At 62.7% G+C, this 20,683-nt stretch carries 16 protein-coding genes and 1 pseudogene; 6 read left to right on the top strand and 11 right to left on the bottom strand.

The window, feature by feature from the left end:
- Positions 1-447 (top strand): annotated as a pseudogene (locus A6V37_RS41850) (hypothetical protein); the annotation flags it as partial.
- A 619-nt stretch (positions 448-1,066) separates the two neighbouring features.
- Here A6V37_RS41850 and A6V37_RS19685 read toward each other — a convergent pair.
- Positions 1,067-1,300 carry a hypothetical protein gene (locus A6V37_RS19685; RefSeq protein ID WP_064270312.1) on the bottom strand — a complete coding sequence of 78 codons (234 nt, stop codon included), beginning with the start codon at positions 1,298-1,300 and terminating at the stop codon, positions 1,067-1,069.
- A 189-nt stretch (positions 1,301-1,489) separates the two neighbouring features.
- Between A6V37_RS19685 and A6V37_RS19680 the strand changes: the two genes are divergently transcribed.
- Complete coding sequence (locus tag A6V37_RS19680) at positions 1,490-2,884, top strand: FAD-binding oxidoreductase (protein ID WP_064270311.1); 1,395 nt, start codon at positions 1,490-1,492, stop codon at positions 2,882-2,884.
- A gap of 207 nt (positions 2,885-3,091) precedes the next feature.
- Positions 3,092-3,682, top strand: a complete 591-nt coding sequence (locus A6V37_RS19675; RefSeq protein ID WP_064270310.1) for a BPSL1445 family SYLF domain-containing lipoprotein — start codon at positions 3,092-3,094, stop codon at positions 3,680-3,682.
- A 63-nt stretch (positions 3,683-3,745) separates the two neighbouring features.
- On the opposite strand, the gene A6V37_RS19670 is transcribed toward A6V37_RS19675, so the two are convergent.
- The gene (locus A6V37_RS19670) at positions 3,746-4,288 is read right to left on the bottom strand and encodes a YbaK/EbsC family protein (RefSeq protein WP_064270309.1); all 543 of its coding nucleotides are present in this window, start codon (positions 4,286-4,288) and stop codon (positions 3,746-3,748) included.
- Positions 4,289-4,504: 216 nt separating this feature from the next.
- On the opposite strand from A6V37_RS19670, the gene A6V37_RS19665 reads away from it, so the two are divergent.
- Together A6V37_RS19665 and A6V37_RS19660 are read left to right on the top strand one after the other, a co-directional pair.
- On the top strand, positions 4,505-5,815 hold the full coding sequence (locus A6V37_RS19665; RefSeq protein WP_064270308.1) for a YihY/virulence factor BrkB family protein: 1,311 nt from the start codon (positions 4,505-4,507) through the stop codon (positions 5,813-5,815).
- A 419-nt stretch (positions 5,816-6,234) separates the two neighbouring features.
- A complete protein-coding gene (locus tag A6V37_RS19660; protein ID WP_064270307.1) occupies positions 6,235-7,419 on the top strand; it encodes a porin in 1,185 nt (394 codons plus the stop codon).
- Positions 7,420-7,551: 132 nt separating this feature from the next.
- On the opposite strand, the gene A6V37_RS19655 is transcribed toward A6V37_RS19660, so the two are convergent.
- The 8 genes from A6V37_RS19655 to pdxR all read right to left on the bottom strand — a co-directional run bounded on the left by A6V37_RS19655 (position 7,552) and on the right by pdxR (position 17,743).
- Positions 7,552-8,424, bottom strand: a complete 873-nt coding sequence (locus A6V37_RS19655) for a proteasome-type protease (protein WP_064270306.1) — start codon at positions 8,422-8,424, stop codon at positions 7,552-7,554.
- A gap of 150 nt (positions 8,425-8,574) precedes the next feature.
- On the bottom strand, positions 8,575-9,402 hold the full coding sequence (locus A6V37_RS19650; RefSeq protein ID WP_064286239.1) for a transglutaminase family protein: 828 nt from the start codon (positions 9,400-9,402) through the stop codon (positions 8,575-8,577).
- Positions 9,403-9,413: 11 nt separating this feature from the next.
- Positions 9,414-10,364 carry an alpha-E domain-containing protein gene (locus A6V37_RS19645; RefSeq protein WP_064270304.1) on the bottom strand — a complete coding sequence of 317 codons (951 nt, stop codon included), beginning with the start codon at positions 10,362-10,364 and terminating at the stop codon, positions 9,414-9,416.
- A 163-nt stretch (positions 10,365-10,527) separates the two neighbouring features.
- Positions 10,528-11,937, bottom strand: a complete 1,410-nt coding sequence (locus tag A6V37_RS19640; protein ID WP_064270315.1) for a circularly permuted type 2 ATP-grasp protein — start codon at positions 11,935-11,937, stop codon at positions 10,528-10,530.
- A gap of 422 nt (positions 11,938-12,359) precedes the next feature.
- Positions 12,360-12,812 carry an HU family DNA-binding protein gene (locus A6V37_RS19635; RefSeq protein WP_064270303.1) on the bottom strand — a complete coding sequence of 151 codons (453 nt, stop codon included), beginning with the start codon at positions 12,810-12,812 and terminating at the stop codon, positions 12,360-12,362.
- A gap of 463 nt (positions 12,813-13,275) precedes the next feature.
- Positions 13,276-14,022, bottom strand: coding sequence for a tetratricopeptide repeat protein (locus A6V37_RS19630; protein ID WP_082902812.1), 747 nt, complete (start codon positions 14,020-14,022; stop codon positions 13,276-13,278).
- Positions 14,019-16,109, bottom strand: a complete 2,091-nt coding sequence (locus A6V37_RS19625; RefSeq protein WP_064270302.1) for a bifunctional 2',3'-cyclic-nucleotide 2'-phosphodiesterase/3'-nucleotidase — start codon at positions 16,107-16,109, stop codon at positions 14,019-14,021. The genes A6V37_RS19630 and A6V37_RS19625 overlap by 4 nt, the downstream gene beginning before the upstream one ends.
- A gap of 155 nt (positions 16,110-16,264) precedes the next feature.
- Entirely contained in the window at positions 16,265-17,743 is a 1,479-nt protein-coding gene (pdxR, locus tag A6V37_RS19620; protein WP_064270301.1) for a MocR-like pyridoxine biosynthesis transcription factor PdxR, read from the bottom strand.
- Positions 17,744-17,856: 113 nt separating this feature from the next.
- Here pdxR and A6V37_RS19615 point away from each other — a divergent pair, with 113 nt between their 5' ends.
- Entirely contained in the window at positions 17,857-18,294 is a 438-nt protein-coding gene (locus A6V37_RS19615) for a carboxymuconolactone decarboxylase family protein (RefSeq protein ID WP_064270300.1), read from the top strand.
- Positions 18,295-18,432: 138 nt separating this feature from the next.
- Here the strand turns inward: A6V37_RS19615 and A6V37_RS19610 are convergent, their stop codons facing one another.
- Positions 18,433-19,974 (bottom strand): peptide MFS transporter, encoded by a 1,542-nt coding sequence (locus tag A6V37_RS19610; RefSeq protein WP_064270314.1) that lies wholly within the window; start codon positions 19,972-19,974, stop codon positions 18,433-18,435.
- Between the last annotated feature and the right edge of the window lie 709 nt (positions 19,975-20,683).

Raw genomic sequence — 20,683 nt, 5'->3', positions numbered from 1 at the left:
CTACTATTACCAGCACCAGCGGTACTCCCCGCACCCAGTCCCGAGGAGCTGGTGCTGGTTCCGCCACTCACCCCGCTGCCGCCGGTGCCGCTGCTGCTCCCCTACCCTGAACCTCCCGCCGACGACGTCCCGTTGCCGCTGCCTTGCGAACCCGAGGACGACGTCGATCCAAGACCACCCGCAGCCGCGGCAACCCCGAATCCACCCCGTATTACCGGCCCGCTAATGTCCCGCCTGCAATTAAGCGTGTCCCACGACGGACAATCAAACGGCAACGCCTGTGCAATCACCAGCCTGGCCGAACTGTCATACAGTGCAGCCGGCGTGGCCGGATTTGTCTGCGCACCCGCCATCGCGGCATACAAACTCACTGCAGCCGCCAATACCGCCCGGCGCGTCCCCATCGCCAGCGCGTCCCCGTTTTGCTTTTTCATTTCATTCTCCTAAACATATCCCCAGAAAACCCGTCCTGAATAACGAGCTGATCTCCGTTCGCCGTCAAAAATGAAACGTCAACGCTCAGCAGACGCGACCTCGCGTCACGCCCAAACAGGCATGACGTCCGGCATCTGTCTCGCGAGAATCCCCGGTCTGAATCGACGTGATTTGAGAGAGATGACCGGCAGTGCGCAAACTTGGTTTTTTAGAACGTCATTGCCGGGTCTTATGGAAGATGAAGTTATGCGGAGCATCATTCGCTGACCGTGCGCTAGAGCACGTAGTGCGATATCACCAAGGTTTTTTCGATGTCCTCCACACATAAACCGTCAAAAATAGTCAACTAGAGTTCGTATTAATCGACGCATTTTTTATTTAGATATGCAGTCCAAACTATTATTGCCAAATCGCCTTCAACCATTGTCTTCAGACAAATACGACCCGAAACGAATGGATTTTTCTCGGCCGCATGGGCAACATTGATCGCCCACTCTTCCTGTACGTGTTTAACCGAACACACGAAGAGCAACTTGCAAGACGGGAGTGAGCGGCATCAAACAGACAATTCAAACCATGCAGTCCTACTCTGCATCACGAGCACAGTGCCTTTTCAGCGAGGCGTGAAACGTCAGGTGAATAACAGCACTGCCGTCACCGAAATTTTCCAGTTCACGAAGGCGCGAAGGTGGATGCTCAGAAATCCGGCTCTGCTCTCATTGCCAGTTCCGCGCCGGCGCGCGGCGTCACGATGAAAGTGTCGCGGCACAACCACCACGCCGTTGCACACCCAACACTTCTTGACGGTATCTTTTCCAAAAGCATTTCCATCATCCGCGGCGCGGTCGCGCGTCAATTTCGACAAAGCGTCTTGCGGACGCCTGCCGCGCGAGCGCTTGCACGCTATCGGCAAAATGCGCGGGTATACCTTTGTTTGACTTAGTCGAACCGGCTCGTTTACTGGACGCACCACAACCTTTCAGAACACTTCCTATTTGCTTTGTTCAGCTGAATAGTGCTCTGAGAGCATCCTTCACAATCTCAGGAGAGAGCCATGGTTAACGTGTCCAGCAGCGCCGTCGACGAACTGAAAAACGTGATCCGGGGGCAGGTCTTTTTGCCCGGCGACCCGAACTTCGAGGGAGCCCGCAGCATCTGGAACGCGATGATCGACCGGCAACCGGCCATGATCCTGCGGTGCGCCGGCGTCGCCGACGTGCGTCAAGGCGTGGCATTCGCCCGCGACAGCGGCCTGCCGCTCGCGATTCGCGGCGGCGGCCACAACATTGGCGGCAGCGCATTGTGCGACAACGGCATCGTGCTCGACCTGTCGCAGATGAAATCGGTGTGTATCGATCCGGCCGCACGGCGCGCACACGTCGAACCGGGTGCGACGCTGCACGATTTCGACCATGAAGCGCAGGCGTTCGGCCTCGCCACGCCGCTCGGCATCAACTCGACTACCGGGGTTGCGGGCCTGACGCTAGGCGGCGGTTTCGGCTGGCTGAGCCGTAGATTCGGCATGACTGTGGACAATCTGATTGCCGCGGACGTCGTCACCGCCGACGGCGAATTGCTCCGCGCGAGCGCCGAATCGCATGACGATCTGTTCTGGGCCATTCGCGGCGGCGGCGGCAATTTCGGTGTCGTCACGCGCTTCGAGTTCGCGCTGCATCCGGTCGGGCCGATGGTCTACGGCGGCCTGGTCGTCCTGCCGCTCGACCAGGCGAAGGACGCGCTGATCAAGTATCGCGCCGCGGCCCCGAGCATGCCGGAAGAACTGAGCGCGTGGGCGGTGCTGCGCCTCGCGCCGCCGCTACCGTTCCTGCCGCCCGAGACACACGGCAAGCCGGTGATCGTGTTCGCGATGTGCTACACCGGTCCCGTCGAAAACGGGCCGTCCGCGGTGGCAAGCGTGCGCACTTTCGGAACGCCGCTCGGTGAACACCTTGGCCCGATGCCATACGTCATGTGGCAACAGGCGTTCGACCCGCTGCTCGCGCCGGGCGCGCGCAACTATTGGAAATCGCACAATCTCGCCGAAATAAACGACGGACTCATCGACGCGCTGCTTCAGGCAATCGGCAATCTGCCGTCACCGCAATGCGAGATTTTCTTCGGACAAATCGGCGCGCAAACGCAGCGTGTCCCAGTCGATGCCACCGCCTATTCGAGCCGCGACACGGTGTATGCGATGAACGTGCACAGCCGCTGGGACGACGCAAGCGACGACACCCGCTGCGTCGACTGGGCTCGCGCGTTTTTCGAGGCGGCGGCGCCCTTCGCGCTGGGCAGCGTCTACGTCAACTTCATGACCCAGGAAGAAGGCGGCCGCGTCGCGGATGCGTACGGGCCGAACTTCGAACGGCTCGTCGCGGTAAAAAATCGTTACGATCCACGCAATCTGTTTCATCACAACCAGAACATCCGCCCGTCCGTGCAGTCATAGACAGCGGGGCAACGGGCCATTCAACCTGAAGCGTCTCCGCCCACGCCCGGTTATTCCGCCGCCATTCAACTCAGGCGGCGGGAGCCGGGCATACCGAATGCTGATGAATAATCGACCAGCAGGCTGGCCCGCATCCCGGCAGGCCGGCTCGAATGGAAGCGGCAAACACCGTTTTCATTCAGTCAATAACGTACAAGGACAACCATCATGCTAAGACGACAATTCATCATGACCACCAGCGCGGCGCTGGCTACCGCCGGTTTCGGCCTTGCCGGCTGCACGACCACGTCGCCGTCCTCGAGTGCATCGGCATCCGCGAACGCCGGCAAGCGCGACACGATCAACGCGGGGGTCGATTCCACGCTGGAGCGCCTCTACGCGAACGTCACCGGTTCGCGCGAACTGGTCGGCAAAGCGCGCGGCGTTCTGGTGTTCCCGTCCGTGATTTCGGCGGGCTTCTGGGTCGGCGGGCAATACGGCGAGGGCGCACTGCGCGTGGCCGGCCGCACGGCGGGCTACTACAGCACCGTGGCGGGTTCGTTCGGTTTGCAGATCGGCGCACAGTCGAAGGCGCTCGTGTTCCTGTTCATGACGCAAGAGGCGCTCGACAAGTTCCTCGGCAGCCAGGGGTGGGCAGCAGGCGCGGATGCCACCGTCGCCGTGCTGAAGGTGGGCGCGAACGGCGCGGTCGATACCTCGACGGCCACCAGTCCGGTCGAAGCCTTCGTCTTGACAAACGGCGGCCTGATGGCCGGCGTCTCGCTCGAGGGCACCAAGGTCTCCCGGCTGATCATCTGAGCGAACGCGCTCATTGCCGCGCGGCGGACTTGCCGTCCGCCGCGCTTCGTCGAACGTTACCGGCTATTGGACAGCCGGCAGTGTGAGGGCGGCAATTTCACAACGCGGCCACTGCCGCAACACGTCGGGCGCCAGCAACAGCTTGGCCGCCCGCACACCCGCGCCCATCACGATCTGGGCGCGTTCCATCACGGCCGCGTCGATAAGAATGCGCCAGTCGTCGGGCAAACCGAAAGCCGTGATACCGCCAAACTCCATCCCGCTGTGCTCGACCGCCGCCTCGCGCTTGGCGAACGACAGCCGCTGCGCGCCCAGCGCAGCCTTCACCGCTCCGTTGATGTCGAGCCGCAGCGACCCCAGCGAGACGAGCGCCGCGTAGTGCTCGGCGCCGTCTTTCTTGTAGCGGATCACGATGGTGTTCGCGCAGTCTTCCAGACCGAAGCCATAGCGCGCGCTGAATTCGACGGTGTCCGAAGCGTCGTCGGCGACGGAGAACACCGTCACGCCGCGCACCGGCAATTGCGCGACGACATGCGCAGGTAGGTGCGCGCCCCATTGATCCGCCGGCAAGACGTCCAACTGCTGTACAAGTTCGTGCGAGTGCATAGTGAGCCAGGAGTTTGAGAGTCCATCGGCATTCTAACGGCACCTCGCGCGCTCGACGCTTGGCCGGCGCGTACACGAGCCGCGCTTGTTATAGTGACAGGCACCCCGCTTGCGGAAGGCATGCATGCGAGGAACGTGGCGAGGCCGGCTCGAAGGGCTCGCACGACGCGCATCGCATTGGCCGCACGGCGCCCGCCCCCATTGGGAAACACGACCATGGACATCGACACGCTTTCTGCCGCGAACCTTCAGGAGGCAGCCCGCAAGCAGGCCAGCTGGGCAATCAGCGCCTTCAGGCAGTTTGGCGAAAACCGCTGCGCGGCCATGGCCGCCAGCATCGCCTTCTATGCGGCGTTCTCGCTCGCGCCCACGCTGGTGATGGTGATCGCGGTGGCGGGCTGGTTCTTCGGCGCCGCGGCCGCGCGCGGCGAACTGTTCACGCACATTCATGGACTGCTCGGCGACCAAGCCGCCGCGGGCGTGCAAACCATCGTCGAGAACGCTCATCACAGCGGCAGCGCGGGCGGCGTCGCGGCGATCATTTCGTTTTCGATGCTGGCGATCGGCGCGTCGGCCACCTTCTCGTCGCTCAACAGCGCACTCAATATGGTCTGGCCGAATACCGGCCCGCGCTCGTCGAGCGTGCTCGCGCTGGTGCGGGTGCGCCTGATCTCTTTCGGGTTGGTGCTCGGGGTCGCGTTCCTGCTGATCGTCTCGCTGGTGCTGGATACGGTCATTACCTTCATCGGCAAATGGCTGTGGGGCAACTCGCCCTACGTGGTGATAGGCAACCTGTTGCAACTCGGTGTCGGTCTGCTGGTGCTGGCGTTCGCCTTTGCCGGCCTGCTCAAGTTTCTGCCCGACGCCCGCGTGCACTGGCGCGATGCGCTGGTTGGCGGGATCGTCGCAGCCGTGCTGTTCTCGGCAGGAAAGAAACTCTTCGCTCTATATATTGCGCACGCTGGAATGGCCAGCTCGTTCGGTGCCGCGGGTTCGCTCGCCGTACTGCTGATGTGGCTGTACTTCTCGGCTTCGGTCCTGCTGCTCGGCGCGGAATTTTCGGCTGCTCGCGGGCGCATGCACGATCCGCGCGGCGGCTGGGGCATGCAGGAAGACACGCCGCCGGGCAGCCGCGCCAAGCTTGCTTCGGTACTGGCGGCATCGACGCTGGTTATGGATAGCCAGCCGCATGCGGATGCCGCGATCCGCGACGCCAGCGCCGCGCTCGATGCATCGGCCGGCCCGCTCGGCGATGCGCCGGCGGGAGCAGGCATTCCGGCGCAAGCGAGGACGAAGATGTCGGCGCGCGCCACCGCGATCGAGGTCGGCCGTACCGTGGCGATGGCCGAAGCCCAAGCCACCCGCATCGCCGCCGTCACGCTGGCCGGGGCCGGCCGCAAAGCCGTGGCGGCCGACCGCTACGTCAAGCGGCATCCGTGGACGTCTGTGCTCGTCGCGGCGGCCGCCGGTCTGGTCGCGGCAACCGTAGCGCGCCGCAACGCGGTAGACATCGAGTCGAACCGCTAGCGGGACCACGTTGCAACCTGATCTTCGATCCCGGCCGCACCGGCCGGCTTTATCCGGTTGCGCCTGCTCACAACGCCAAAGTCCTGTCTAGACCACCTGGCGAGCGGAACACGTCTCAATTTTTATGAATTCACTTCAGAACAGGCAAGTAATCTAGACGACTAGATTACAACGACCATTCAAATAAGTACCTGAAATGCATGGACTGAACCCGTCATCGTCAACAAAACAACAATAATGACCAGTCAACGAATAAATATTGCGAAAATAGAAACAATCGTTTACGTGCTTTAAATACAAGGCCTTGCGCGGTTTGTCAGTTTTTGGAGACAGTCTTTTTTTTCCTGTTCTTACAGGCCGACCCACTGAGCTATTCTCCTTTCCGCAACAACAAACTAATCATCTGCGTGGAGAAAAGGATGAAACGAGTCGCACTGTCTACCCTCTCGCTGGCGCTCCTCGGCGTCACTGGCGTGGCACATGCTCAAAGCAGCGTTACCCTGTACGGTTTGATCGACGAATCGATCCAGTACGCACACAACACGAAAGACGCAAGCGGCCACAACGCAAACCAAGTTGGCCTGGTTGCCGGCAACCTGCAAGGTGATCGTTTCGGCCTGAAAGGCACGGAAGACCTCGGCGGCGGCCTGAAGGCGATTTTCCAGATTGAAAACGGCTTCGACGTCAACACCGGCAAGCTGAATCAAGGCGGCCGCATGTTCGGCCGTCAAGCCTACGTCGGCCTGGAGCACGATCAGTATGGTACGGTCACGCTGGGTCGTCAGTACGACCCGCTGGTCGACCTGGTTCAGCCGCTGACGGCTGACAACTACTTCGGTTCCACCTTCACCACGCCGGGCGACGTCGATAACAACGACAACTCCTCGCGTACGAACAGCGCTGTCAAGTACACCTCGCCGGTGTGGAGCGGCTTCCAGTTCGAAGGCATGTACGCATTCGGCGGCGTGGCTGGTTCGACGGGTTCGGGCCAAACGTGGTCGGGCGCTGCAACGTACGCAACGGGTCCGTTCAGCGTCGCTGCTGGCTACTTCCGCGCTGAAAACCCGCACGGCACGGCGCCGACGCGCAGCACGTGGGGCGGCACGTCGGACGGCACGTTCGACAACCAGGTCAACGGCGGCGACGTCGCTAACCTGGCATACCAGGGCGCAAAGTCGATCGGCATCGCTTCGGTTGCTGTTCAATACGTAACGGGTCCGTTCACGGCTAACCTGCGTTACAGCAACGCACAGTACAAGCCGGACGCACAATCGGGCTTCACCTCGACGCAGAAGTACAACGTCGGTGGCGCATACCTGGGCTACCAGGCAACGCCGGCAATCCTGGTTGGCGTGGGCTACATCTACACGAAGGCTACCGGCGACGCGAGCGCAACGTACCACCAGGTTTCGCTGGGCGGCGACTACAACCTGTCGAAGCGCACGGACATCTACCTGGTTGGCGCATATCAGCACGCCAGCGGCGAGCAGCGTAACGCAAGCGGCAATCTGGTCACAGCAGGCGCAGCAATCGGTTCGTACGGCTACAACTCGGCTTCGAGCTCGCAAGAGATCGTCAGCCTGGGCATTCGCCACAAGTTCTAATCGAGCTTGACCGACTGCTGAAGCAATACGCAGTTGAAACCAGCCACGGGCGAAAGCCGGTGGCTGGTTTTTTTTCGCCCTGTGGTTCTGGATTAAGTTAGAACGCGCCGCCAGGACGGCGCCACACGCACACTACTTTCGCTGCGCTTTGCCCTTATCCGCCTGCGCCAACGTCTGCGCGGGCCGCGCGTCGAGTTCGTGCTCGATGCCGTCGGCGCCGACCGGCGCGCGGTGCAACACCAGCATCCGCTCGCGCTGCAGCAACGGCACATCGGGCGAATCCCGCCAGTCCGGATCCGGAATTTCGCCGAACACCTGGCGCAGCCGCTCGCCCCATGTGCGGTGAATCATCTCGAAGTAGGTATTGTCGTGATCGATCGAGACGAAGCGCGTGACGCGCAGCGCGTCTTTCTCGTAGACCAGCAGATCGAGCGGCAAGCCGACCGACAGGTTCGAGCGCAGCGTCGAATCCATGGAGATCAACGCGCACTTGGCGGCCTCGTCAAGCGGCGTGGAGGGCGTCAGGACCCGATCGATGATCGGCTTGCCGTACTTGGCCTCGCCGATCTGGAAATACGGGTTCACCGCCGATGCTTCGATGAAGTTGCCCGCCGCGTAGATCATGAACAGGCGCGTCCGGTTGCCGGCGATTTGCCCACCCAGAATGAAGCTGCAATTGAAGTCGACGCCGAATTCCTGCAAGGCCGCCGCCTCGCGCTGATGCACGGCGCGCACCGCACGGCCGATTGCCCGGGCCGCGTCGGCCATGGTGGGCACGTTCCAGAGCGTGGGCTGGGAAGCATCAGCGGGCTCGGACAACTCATGCAGCACCGCTTGCGTGAGCGACAGATTGCCGGCGCCCAGCAGTACGAGCATGCGTTCGCCCGGCTGTTCGAACACCGACATCTTGCGCGCGGTGCTGATGTGATCGACGCCGGCATTCGTGCGCGTGTCCGAGAGGAACACGAGCCCGTCGTCGACGGACATCGCGACACAGTAAGTCATAAGGAAAAGGTCCCGCAAAAACGACTGAACGGGGCTATTGTAATGCGGCGCCCCTGCCCCGCTACGCTGTATGACGGCCGTTGCGGGCTTAACCTGAATGGTTATGAGGGCTGGCGCTCGCTGGCGCCTCTGGCGGCCCGCCTTCGTCCTCTATTGCGACAGCTGGGCGCTGACCGTCACCGACACTTTCAGCTGCTCCTCCAGCCCGCCGATTCGCCTGCCGCGCACCGGCGCGGCGGCTTCATAATCCCGTGCGACGGCGAGCCGGCAATAGATTTCGCTGGCAAACGCCGCGTGCGTGACGTCGACGGAAATCCAGCCTGTGCCCTCCAGCCACACGTCGACCCATGCATGGCTCGCGCCGTGCGAATCCTCAGCGGGGCTTCCCTCGGCCCGCCCTTCGCCCGGCTCGATATAGCCGCTCACATAGCGCGCCGGGACGCGGCGCGCGCGGCAGCACGCGAGCATCAGATGCGCATGATCCTGACACACGCCGTTGCCGAGCGCGAGCGCCTGAGCCGCCGTGCTGGTGACCTCAGTCACACCTGAGGTGTACTTCACGCGCTGCACGATCTGCTCCGACAGCTGGATCAGATGGGCCGAACTCGACAGTGCCGGCACCGACGCGGCCAGTTCGCGGATCGCCGCGTCGGCTTCGGTCAGCCGGGTCGAGCAGGTGAAATGCTCGAGCGGAATCGGGCCGACGCCGTCGCGCAAATGACCGTCGACCAACGGAATCGTCTCGACCTCGCCGGTCACCTGCAGACGAATCTCGCTATGCGGCTTGTTGATGACCAGCGTGTGCAGCACGTTGCCGTAAGCGTCGAAGGTCGAGTCGAGCTTGCCCGGCGCGTCGATGCCCCAGCGCCGCACCACCTGGGACGCACCGCTTGCGGGCGTCAGACGCAATTGCTGGATTGAATAATGGACAGTCGCTTCGTAGCGATAGGACGTGTCGTGGCGGATCGTCAGGTACATGGGAAACTCCGTCAGGCGACTGGCAGCATCAGATAGGTACGCGCAACCAGATTGCCTAGCTCGAACACGCGAGCAAGGAACTGCGTCAGATAGGCGTGCAGGCCGGCTTCGAAAATCTGCCGGATGTCGGAGTACACGAGCTCGGCGCGCAGCTTGCCGGCGAAACGCTCGCACTGGTTCGAGCCCGAGGTGCGCAGCATCGCCAGATTCGCGCAGACACCTTCGAGCGACGCCAGCAGCGAACGCGGCATCTGCTGGTTCAGGATCATCAGTTCGACCACACGCGCCGGCGTGACGACATCGCGATACACCTTGCGATAGATCTCCAGCGCCGACACCGAACTCAGAATCGAGGTCCAGTAGTAGAAATCTTCGAGCTGGCGCGCGGCGTCGCGCGAATTCGGTTCGACGTCGGCAAAGCGCACGTCGAGAATCCGCGCGGTGTTGTCGGCCCGCTCCAGAAAGGTGCCAAGCTGCGTGAAGAAGAACGCATCGTCCTGCAGCGCGGTGCCGATCGTCACGCCGCGCGAGAGATGCGAGCGGAACTTCACCCATTCGAACAGCGCGCCCGGATTGGCCCCGGCCTGGCCGGACGAGATGCGCTCGTTGAACTCGAGCCACGTATCGTTGATGGTTTCCCACCACTCGGTCGTCAAGGTGCCGCGCACGGCGCGGGCGTTTTCTCTCGCGGCCTGCAAACACGAGTGAATGCTCGACGGATTGGTCGCATCCGCCACCATGAAATCGAGCACGTTTTCACGGGTCGGTTCGTCGTAGCGCTGCGCGAACGCGGTTTCGAGTTCGGAGATGCGCAACACCGAACGTTGCGCGCGAGCTTCCTGCTCAGGCGTCTGCGGCAACAGCAGCGCCTTCAGGTTGATGTCGAGCATGCGGGCGGTGTTCTCCGCGCGCTCCATATAGCGGGCCATCCAGAAAAGGTGATCGGCGGTTCGGCTTAGCATGACGGCATTCCGTATCTGATGACGCGAGGCCTTGTCGAAGGCAAGGTAAAAAGCCCGCGCGGGTTATCCGTGTGCGCCGGTGGCAGGCTGCATACTGCCCCGGTGCGCCAGGTTGCGGGCGGTTGCGTCAAGTGAGACCTCTGCAACCGCATCGGCAACCGCGTCAGTCGACCATCCAGGTATCTTTGGTCCCGCCTCCCTGTGACGAATTGACGACAAGCGAACCCTCCTGCAACGCCACGCGCGTGAGACCGCCCGCCACCATCGTGACGGTTTTGCCCGACAGCACGAATGGCCGCAGGTCGATATGGCGCGGCGCAATACCGGACTCGACGAACGTCGGACACGCGGAGAGCGCCAGCGTGGGCTGCGCGATATAGCCCGCGGGCCGCGCGATCAACCGCTCGCGGAACGATTCGATTTCGGCTTTCGTCGAAGCCGGTCCGACGAGCATGCCGTAGCCACCCGCGCCGTGCACTTCCTTGACCACCAGCTCCGGCAAATGCGCGAGCGTGTACGCCAGGTCGTCAGCCTTGCGGCACTGGAACGTGGGTACGTTATTGAGGATCGGCTTCTCGCCGAGGTAAAACTCGATCATGTCCGGCACGTACGGATAGATCGATTTGTCGTCGGCGATGCCGGTGCCCATGGCGTTGGCGAGCGCCACGCGTCCGGCGCGATACGCGGTCAGGAGACCCGGCACGCCCAGCGCCGAATCGTTTCGGAAGGCGAGCGGATCGAGAAAATCGTCGTCCACACGACGGTAGATCACGTCGACGCGCTTCGGTCCCTGCGTGGTGCGCATGAACACATAGTTGTCGTCGACGAATAGATCCTTGCCTTCCACCAGCTCCACGCCCATTTGCTGCGCGAGGAAGGTGTGCTCGAAATACGCGGAGTTGTACATGCCCGGCGTGAGCACCACCACGACCGGATCGTCCACGCCCTCGGGCGCGACCGAACGCAGCATGTCGAGCAGCAGATCGGGATAATGCGCGACCGGCGCGATGCGGTTCTGCACGAACAGCTCGGGGAAAAGCCGCATCATCATCTTGCGGTTTTCGAGCATATAGGACACGCCTGAGGGCACCCGCAGGTTGTCTTCGAGCACGTAGAACTCGCCTGCGTCGCCCGCGCGCACCACGTCGACACCAGCGATATGCGCGTAAACACCGAGTGGCACATTCACGCCCTGCATTTCGGGCCGGTACTGCGCGTTGGTATAGACCTGCTCGGCCGGCACGATACCGGCGCGCACGATATTGCGATCGTGGTAGACGTCGTGGATAAACAGATTGAGCGCCTGCACCCGCTGACGCAAACCCGCCTCCAGCGTCTGCCATTCGCCGCGCGGAATGATGCGCGGAATCAGATCGAATGGAATCAGCCGCTCGGTGCCCGACAGGTCGCCGTTCACCGCGAAGGTGATACCGACCCGGCGAAACAGCAGGTCGGCTTCCGCGCGTTTACGCGCGATCGCCTCGTTACCCTGCTTCACCAGCCACCGCTCAAAGCGTGCGTAATGTGGCCGCACGGCATCGTCGTGATGACGCATCTCGTCATAGCATCGCATGTCACGCCCCGCTCTTGTTGTCGGATAGAAGGCGAATGCGCTGCGCATTCGGTGTTCGACAATCGTTCAAGCAAGCGCTATGCCATTGGATTTTTCGCGCGCGACAGACATTGCATGCACGCAAACAGCGCATCCCGGCCAGCATGGTTTCGCTGCCATCGTACTGCGGCGGCTCATGATGCGCCAGTACGGTGCGTGCCTGGCACCGCGATGCGCCTCGAAAGATGTCTCTTTGGGTGCAGCGCAGGATCCGCGATCCGCTGCGAAACCGCCTAAAAAGCGGCGCATAAAAAAATCCCCGTGGATTCGCATCCACGGGGATTCAGACAACTTGCACTGCGGGTCGCCCCTGAAGGGATGTCCTTCAGGGCATCTCAAGCGTCAGCCATTGTTAAAAACAGCAGCTAACGCCCGAAGCGCGATCAGGCTGCAGCAGCGTCCTTCAGCTTCTTCAGCGGACGTGCCTTGATGCGCACGCTAGCCGGCTTGGCCGGGAACCAACGCTCTTCGCCCGAGAACGGGTCTTTGCCGAAGCGCTTCTTCTTCGCCGGCACAGCTTGCACGACGATCTTCAGAAGACCCGACAGCGTGAATTCGCCAGCGCCCTTCTTGTGCACAGCGCCGAGGATCGTGTCTTCGAGCGCGGCCAGCACGGCCTTGGCGGTCTTCGGTTCCACAGCGGCGCGTTCTGCGACGTGTGCAGCCAGCGAGGCCTTCGTGAAGGTGTCCTTGATCGGCGACGGTGCGCTGGACGCCTTCACGGCGACCTTCTTAGCTGCGACAGCTTTCTTCGCAGGAACTTTCTTTGCAGCAACCTTCTTGGTCGGTACCGGGGCAGCAGCCTTCTTGGCCACCTTTTTTGCGGAAGTCGGCATGTTTCTCCTACCTGTTGTGGTCAGTGAATTGCACGAAGCGCACACGACATGTGCACGCTTCAACGCCGGATTCTACAAGCGCTAATACAGTTTGCGCGAATCTTTTGTGTATAACAGCGAAGGTTTGTTGCGTGGCGCAGACTGCGCAACACGTTTTGATGCTTGTTTTAGCGGGTAAAACTGCATTGACGGGCCCCGCAACACCAACACGTAACGCACGTTACAAGCCATTTCGACGCGCAAATAAAGGTACTTTCCGCGTGCAACGTCAGCCGGCTAGCCGCCGGAACATCTCAAAAAGATCGCCGCCGCGACGCTCGCCTCGCGCTTCAGATGCGCCTCAGTCAGACCTCAGTGACCCTTCACGAGGCAGAAAAACAGCGCCCCCTGCAGCGCAAAACGCTGCAGGGGGCGGCTAACGTTGCTGCGCGACAGAGAATCGCAGGGCGGTTTCAGCGCACGTTTACTGCCGGCTGACGTGTTTCAGATCGTGCTCGCTCTCCTTCACGTGAGCCCAATACTCGCTTTCGTCGCGCGCCATGCCGAGCTCGCCGTTGCGATAGGCGATCGCCAGCGCGAGGTTGGCCTCGGGTAATTCCGCATTGGCCGCGCGCGTGAGCCAATGCAGCGCCAACGCATCGTCGTGCGGCAGTGTCGTGCCGAAACGGTATTCGTTGGCGAGCTGGAATTGCGCGAGCGGCAAACCTGCGTGCGCCGCCTGTTCGAGCCAGCGAATCGCCAATCCGGCGTCACGCGTCACGCCGTAGCCATTGCGATAGAGCGTCGCCAGATCGTAGGCGGCCTGGGCATCGCCGGTATCGCGCGATGCCGCGAGCGTCAGCCATTGGCGGCTTTGCGCATAGTCCGGCTCGATGCCCGGCAGGCCGCGCAAGAGCAAATGCCCGAGCGTGGCCTGCGCGCGCGGCGCGCCGTCGAGCGCAAGCTGCCGGTAGAGCTCGACGCCGTCGCGCACGTCGTCGAGCTGTGCCGAACTCACCAGCACGTCGGCGAGCGCCTCGCGCGCCGACGCGTTGCCGAACGCCGCCGTCAGACGCAACTGCCACACCGGCCACGACGCGTGCGTTGACGTACCCTGCATCTGCCAGTCGTCGATCTGCACGTCGGAGACGCGCGTGGCGGCCACCGTGGCAAGCGTGCCTGCCGAGATGGCCACGGCCGCCGCCACCGCGAGAGACAGGCGCAGGTTCATTGGTTGAGGTTCACGGCGTAGACCGCGAGTCCCTTGCCGGTGCCGTCGTCGGCCTGCAGCTGGCTGACGTTGGTGATGCCGTTGGCCTGCGCGAGCGCCCCCAGGTTCGGCGCCGCCTTGAACGTCACCGGGCCCGCGGTCGCCACCTTCGTAAAGCGCCAGCTCCGGTCGCTGCCGTTGCTTGCCGCCTTGATGGCCTGCACCTTCTTGATATAGGCGATCAGCACATCGCGGCTTGCATCCGGCGACGCATAAATCGTCTTGCTGCCGTCGAGGCCCGGGAAGTTGCCGCCGCCGCTCGCGCGATAGTTGTTGGTCGCGACAATGAACGACTGCGTATCCGAAATCGCCGCGCCCTGGTATTTCAGGTTGCGGATCCGGCTGCCGACGGCCTGCGTCACGTCGATTTCATAGCTGAAATCCTTCGACGTGACCATGTCGAAGTTGTAACCCGGATAGGTGCTGACCAGCGCCTGCGCCGCCGTGTTGGCCGGATCGATCTTGTTGAAACGCTTCGCCGCGGTTTCGAGCCAGGCCTTCAGATCGGCGCCGGTCACCTTCACCGCGTAGATCGTGTTCGGGTACAGGTAGAGGTCCGCGGCGTTGTTGATCGCAACGTTACCTTGTGCGACGTCGGTGAAATCGTTGCCGCCGCCAAAGCCGCTCTTGAACGGCGCGCTGACCGACAGCACCGGAATGCCCGCATATTGCGGCAGATTCGCGTTGATGTAGTCCTGCACGTAGGCCGCCTGCGCCTGGTTGACGATCTCGATGGCCGACACGTCGCCCACATCGGCGAAGTAGGTGGTCATGCGGAAATCGGTCGTGCCGATCGGCGTTTTCACGTAGTTGATGGTCGCCGCGTGTTCGGCCGCGATCGCCTGCGAGATCGCCGGATCGACGGCCACGTAGCTGTTATCCGCGTTCTGGATCGAACGGGCTTCCGCTGTGCTCGCGTTGCGGTCCACCGTCCACGTGCCGTTCGTGTAGTTCAATGCGAGCTTGATCACGCCGAGGTGCTTGCCCCAGAAATTCGCCATCACGGTCGGCACGCCGTTGACGGTGCCCTTCACTTTGTCGACGCCCGGCAGGTTGAATTGCGTGACCGTGCTGTTCTTGTCGGGGAACACCTGATGCGAGTGGCCGATCAGCATCGCGTCGACGCCGGGCACTTTGGACAGGTAGTAGCTGCCGTTTTCCATCGAAGGCGAATAGGCCGAGTTGTCGAGCCCGCCATGCGACATCGCCACGATGATCTGCGCGCCCTTCGCCTTCATTTCCGGCACGTACTTCGACGCGCTTTCCACCAGCCCTTGCGTATAGACGTTACCGTCCAGCCAGCGCTTGTCCCACGCCATGATCGCCGGCGGCGTGAAGCCGATCACACCGATCTTGACCGGCGCGGTGACAGTCTTGCCGTCGGGCGTGGTGGCGCTCAGCGTGCGTTCGAGGATCGTGTACGGTTTGAAAATCGGCTGCTGCGATTTCGCGCCGAGCACGTTCGAGAGCACCAGAGGAAAGTTCGGCCCCGCGCACGCCGGCTGCGATGCCACCGGACTCATGTTCGGCACGTCGAACGCGCTGCCGGTGACTTGCGCGAGAAACGGCAGGCCGTAATTGAACTCGTGATTGCCGATGGTGCCCGCGTCGTACTTCAGCAGGTTCATCACCTTGTAGACGCCCAGCGTGGTCTTGCAATCGATCGGCGCAACCTGCGCCTGATAGTCGGCGAGCGCGGTGCCCTGGATCGTGTCGCCGTCGTCGAGCAACAGGGTATTCGGGAACTCCTTGCGCGCCGCGGCGATCAGCGTGGCGGTGCGCTCCAGACCGAGCGACTTGTCTTCCGCGAGCTTGTAGTAGTCGTAGCTCAGCAGATTGGTGTGGATGTCGGTGGTTTCCAGCAAGGCGAGCGTCGCTGTCGTGCCGTTCGCCACCTGTGGCGCCGGCGTGTCGACACTGCTGCTGCACGCCGTCATACCTGCTGTTATTCCGATTACGCCCAGCGCACCCAAGGCGCCCAATCCACCCAATCCGCCGATCGCGCCACGCGCGCGCAGCCGCTTTTTTGCCTTTGACGTCACTCGCATCCTTACTGCCCTCCGGTTTGTCGTGTTGTCGTGCCGGCCCGCCGGGCCGGTTTCGCATTACAAACAATTACAGAGGCGCAAGAGTACGGCTGCTTTATGACACTGATTTGTATGGAATTAGATAGGCATAAGTAAACTTCCGTTTGCCTCGCGTGCTATTTCGTGAGACGCGGCAAGACGTCCGCGAGCTTCGTCAGAGCGGCGTCGATGTGCTCGACCGCGATATTGCCGTAGCCGAAGATCAGGCCCGGCTGAGCCTTCGTACGCAGATGAAACGGCGCGAGTCCATACAGGCCGATCGATGCCTCGCGCGCCGCGCTCACCACGGCCTCCTCCGTCAGCGGCGCTTTCAGACGCGCCGCCATGTGGATGCCGGCTGTCGGCACAATCGGCTCGAACCAGGGTGCGAGAGCGCCGTGCAGATGGTCGAGCAGCATCGCTCGCCGCGTCGCATACGTTTTGTGCATGCGCCGCAGGTGCTTGGCGAAATCGCCGTTGAGCATGAAGGTCGCCAGCGCGGTTTGCGTGAGCGTGCAGCCATGCCAGTCGGAAATCTGGCGCGCCTTGAGGAGCGGGCCGTAGAGCGAGGCCGGCGGCACCACGTAGCCGACGCGCAGTTCGGGAAAGATCGTCTTCGAAAACGTGCCCACGTAGGCCACGAGCCCGGCGCGATCGAGGCTTTTCAGCGGTTCCATGGGCCGGCCTTCGAAGCGGTACTCGCAGTCGTAGTCGTCTTCGATGATCACCGCGCCGCGCTGCTGCGCCCATTCGAGCAGTTCGACGCGGCGTTCGAGGCTCATCGGCATGCCGAGTGGAAACTGATGCGAGGGCGTCACGTAGACGAGCCGCGCCTTGTCCGGCAGCTTGCTGACGATCAGGCCTTCGGCATCCACCGGCACCGGCACCACGCGCGCGCCGGTGGCATGCAGGCACGCATGGGCCGGCGGATAGCCGGGGTCTTCGATCGCCGCGACGTCGCCCGGGCGCAACGTGATGCGCGCCAGCAGATCGAGCGCGTTCTGCGCGCCTTGCGTCACGATCACGTCTTCCCAGTTGCTTGCCACCGCGCGGTTGAACGCGAGGTAGCGCGAGATCGCGAGACGCAGTTCCTGCTCGCCGGCCGGGTCTCGATACGTGCCGGGACCGCGCGCCTGCGCGCGCAGCGCGTGATTCACGCAGCGGCGCCAGACGTCGAATGGAAACAGCGACTTCTCGATCGCACCGCCAATGAAATCCTGCGGCGAGGGCACCGTAGGACGTGGCATCGGCATGCGCTCGGGCATCTCCTCCCACAGCGGCTGGGCGCGCGCGGCGGCCCTGGCTTTGGCCTTCGCCCCTTCTCGGGACGATTCGGCAGCCCGCGCATGCGAGGAGCGCTCCACCGGCAGACGCTCCAGCCCATCCGCGACGAAGGTGCCCGAACCGCCACGCGCGCTCAGATAACCCTCAGAGAGCAGCCGCTCGAACACGTCGAGCGTAGTCTTGCGCGACACGCCCAGTTGCGTGGCCAGATCGCGCGTGGACGGCAGCCGCGTGCCGCCCGTCAGGCGCCCTTCGAGTATGCCCGCGCGCAACTGGCGATAGATCTGTCCGGACAGATCGTGATGCCCCTCGACCGCGATATGAATTTCCATCTGAGTGGTTACCTCAAATATCCGGGAAATGGTTATTTCGAAAGACCAAGGCCAATCGTAAGCTTACCTCTGTCGCCGCCATTTGCGCGGACATTGATGAAGAGGAACCTCGCATGCAAGCACGTCTCGACTTCTACAAGGCCAGCCCGAGCGGCACGCGCGCAATGCTCGCGCTCGAAGAAACCATCGGTAAAAGCGGGATCGACAAGACGCTCGCGGAACTGGTGCGTATCCGCGCGTCGCAACTGAACGGCTGCGCGTTCTGCCTCGACATGCACGTGACGGACGCCATCAAGCATGGCGAAAGCCAGCGGCGTCTCGCCACCATCGCGGCATGGCGCGAAGCACCGTTCTTCACCGAACGCGAGCGCGCGGCACTCGAATGGACTGAAGCGGTCACGCTGATCGCGCAAACGCATGTGCCGGACGCGGTGTGGGAGGTGGTGAAGCCGCACTTCACCGAGCAGGAAATCGCCGATCTGACGTTGCTGATCATCGCGATCAACGGCTGGAACCGCATTGCGGTGTCGTTCAGGAAGATGCCGGAGTAACGGCGTAGCCGTCAGGCGCCGGGGATCAGAATGCAAAATGGCGCGCTCCGTGCAACGGGGCGCGCCATTTTTTTGCTCCGCCGCGGCGCACTATCGCGTGGCCGGCGCCGCGGTCATCGTTGTTATCGTTTCAGCCGATTATTCCGGCAGCGCGCCATTCAGCGCGGCGCCTTGCCGGGCATTCTCACGCGCTTCGTCGCTGCAGCGCTGATGTTCGCGCGACAGCTTGCGCATCAGCGGCAACAGCAGAACCGCCACCAGCGCGCCCACTGCCGCGAGCCAGCCCAAGCCGGTAAACAGCTTGGTGTAGAGCGGCAACGATTCGAGCGGATCCATATCGCCCGCCGGCATTTGCGCGAAATTCGCGACCACGCTGCCCAGATACTGCGACACGCCGGTTGCCACAAAGTAAGCGCCCATCATGAAGCCGCTCATGCGAGCCGGCACGTAACGCGCGATCATCGCGAGCCCCAGCCCGCTCACCAGCAGTTCGCCGAGCGAGTACAGCCCGTAGCCGCCCACCATGAACCAGGACGACACGCGCCCGTTCACCGCATAGTTGCCGCTCGCCGCATAGACGAAGAAGCCGGCCGCCACCACCGCGAAACCGAATGCGTACTTCACGGCCACCGGCACGTCCTTGCCGCTCTTTGCGAGCTTCGTGTATAGCAGCGCAAGCACCGGGCTCAGCATCATGATCCAGATCGGGTTGAGCGCCTGGAACTGCGCCGCGCTCCAGGTGAACAAGGTCTCGCCAAACAGCATGAAACGCGGATCGACGTTGCGCAGCGCGAACAGCGTGAGCGACGTGGACATCTGCACGTAGAACACGAAGAACAGAATCACTTGCGCGGTCAGGATCAGCGCGGCCACGAGGCCCGAGCGCTCGGAGCGTTCGCATTTCACCAGCATGTAGCCAAAAATCGCCAGAATGGCGACGCCCGCCGTGTACACACAAGCCACCGCGATCGCCTTGTGCTGCAGCACGAACATGGTCACCGTGCCGAGCACGAGGCCGCCCAGCGCCACTGCGCCGACGCGCTGCCAGCGCACCGGTTGCGCGTCCGGCGCGGAACCGATATGCGCGAGCGTGCGGAACATGACGAAGTAGTTCAGCAGCGACAGCAGCATGCCCGCGCAGCAGACCGCGAAGGCTGTGTGCCAACCCCAATGGTCCTTGATCCACGGCGTGGCGAGCATCGACACCGTCGAACCGATATTGACCGCCATGTAGTAAATCGTGAACGCGCTGTCGATGCGCGCGTCGTCGCCTTCATAGATACGGCGCACGAGGTTCGCCGCATTCGCCTTGAAAAGGCCGTTGCCCACCACGATCACGCCCAGCGACGCGTACATATAGGCGAGCTGATCATTGGGCAGCGCCAGCATGAAATAGCCGGCCGAGAGCACCACGGCGCCGAAGATCATCGTGCGGCGCGCGCCCAGAATCTTGTCGCCGATCCAGCCGCCGATCGAGGGCGACGCGTACACCAGCGCCGTAAACGCGCCCCAGGTGAGCGTGGCGTGGCTGTCGGTGAACTGCAGCTTGTCGATCATGAACAGCACGAGCAGCGCCGCCATGCCGTAGTAGCCGAAGCGCTCCCACATTTCGATCAGAAAGACCGTCGAAAATGAACGGGTCTGCGAGACGTGCGCGCCCGCCGGATTGGATGGATTCATCGTGTACCTCTTGTTCAAACGGTTGCGGCGCCGCGCGGACTGGCCGCGCAGTGCGTAAAACGGGATCTGGAACGACATTCGGCGAAGCATGCGCCGTTGCGCATGGGCATTCGCGTGGGCATGTTCATCGGCGCACTCATTCGCGCGCCAAAACGCCACTGTCAGCAGAAAAACCGGGGATTGGGGCAGGTGCCCGCCTCGCGATGCGCTCCGAAGGAAGTCTTCCTGAAGGGCGCTGCGCCACCTTGGGCTCGGGTTCCGGCATGCGGAACGGGCTCAATGATAAAGCATCGCGGAGAACAGGGATTCCGAGGCCGGCAAAGGGCGGCGGTCTCAGGTGGCGCCGGGCGGCAAGCCCGCGGCGGGAAAAATCGGTAGTGATAGTCGTGTCCTTACGCCGGCGGCCGCTCGGATGGAACGCGCCGGACAATCCCCCGAGGGGCTTCCTTCGGGGTGTGCTCCGCCACGCAGGATCGCTACGGGCGGAATGAAAAACAGCGGCGGGATTCGCGCGTGATGGATACACGAGCGCCCCTCCGCAAGCGGGCCTGATTCTGCAAATAGAAACCTGCTTAGTCACCCAGGGAATCCACTGACCCCGCGTTGATTTCAGTCCCTGCCCGCCCAAACTGCGCACCGCGACGGTGCCTGCCGTCGTGCATGGCCTTTGGTGTCGTACCTCTATTCACCGATACTCAATCTGCATAAG

This window comes from Paraburkholderia ginsengiterrae (assembly GCF_001645125.1).
GTDB lineage: Bacteria > Pseudomonadota > Gammaproteobacteria > Burkholderiales > Burkholderiaceae > Paraburkholderia > Paraburkholderia ginsengiterrae.
This window is presented reverse-complemented; position numbering and strand designations above follow the sequence as displayed.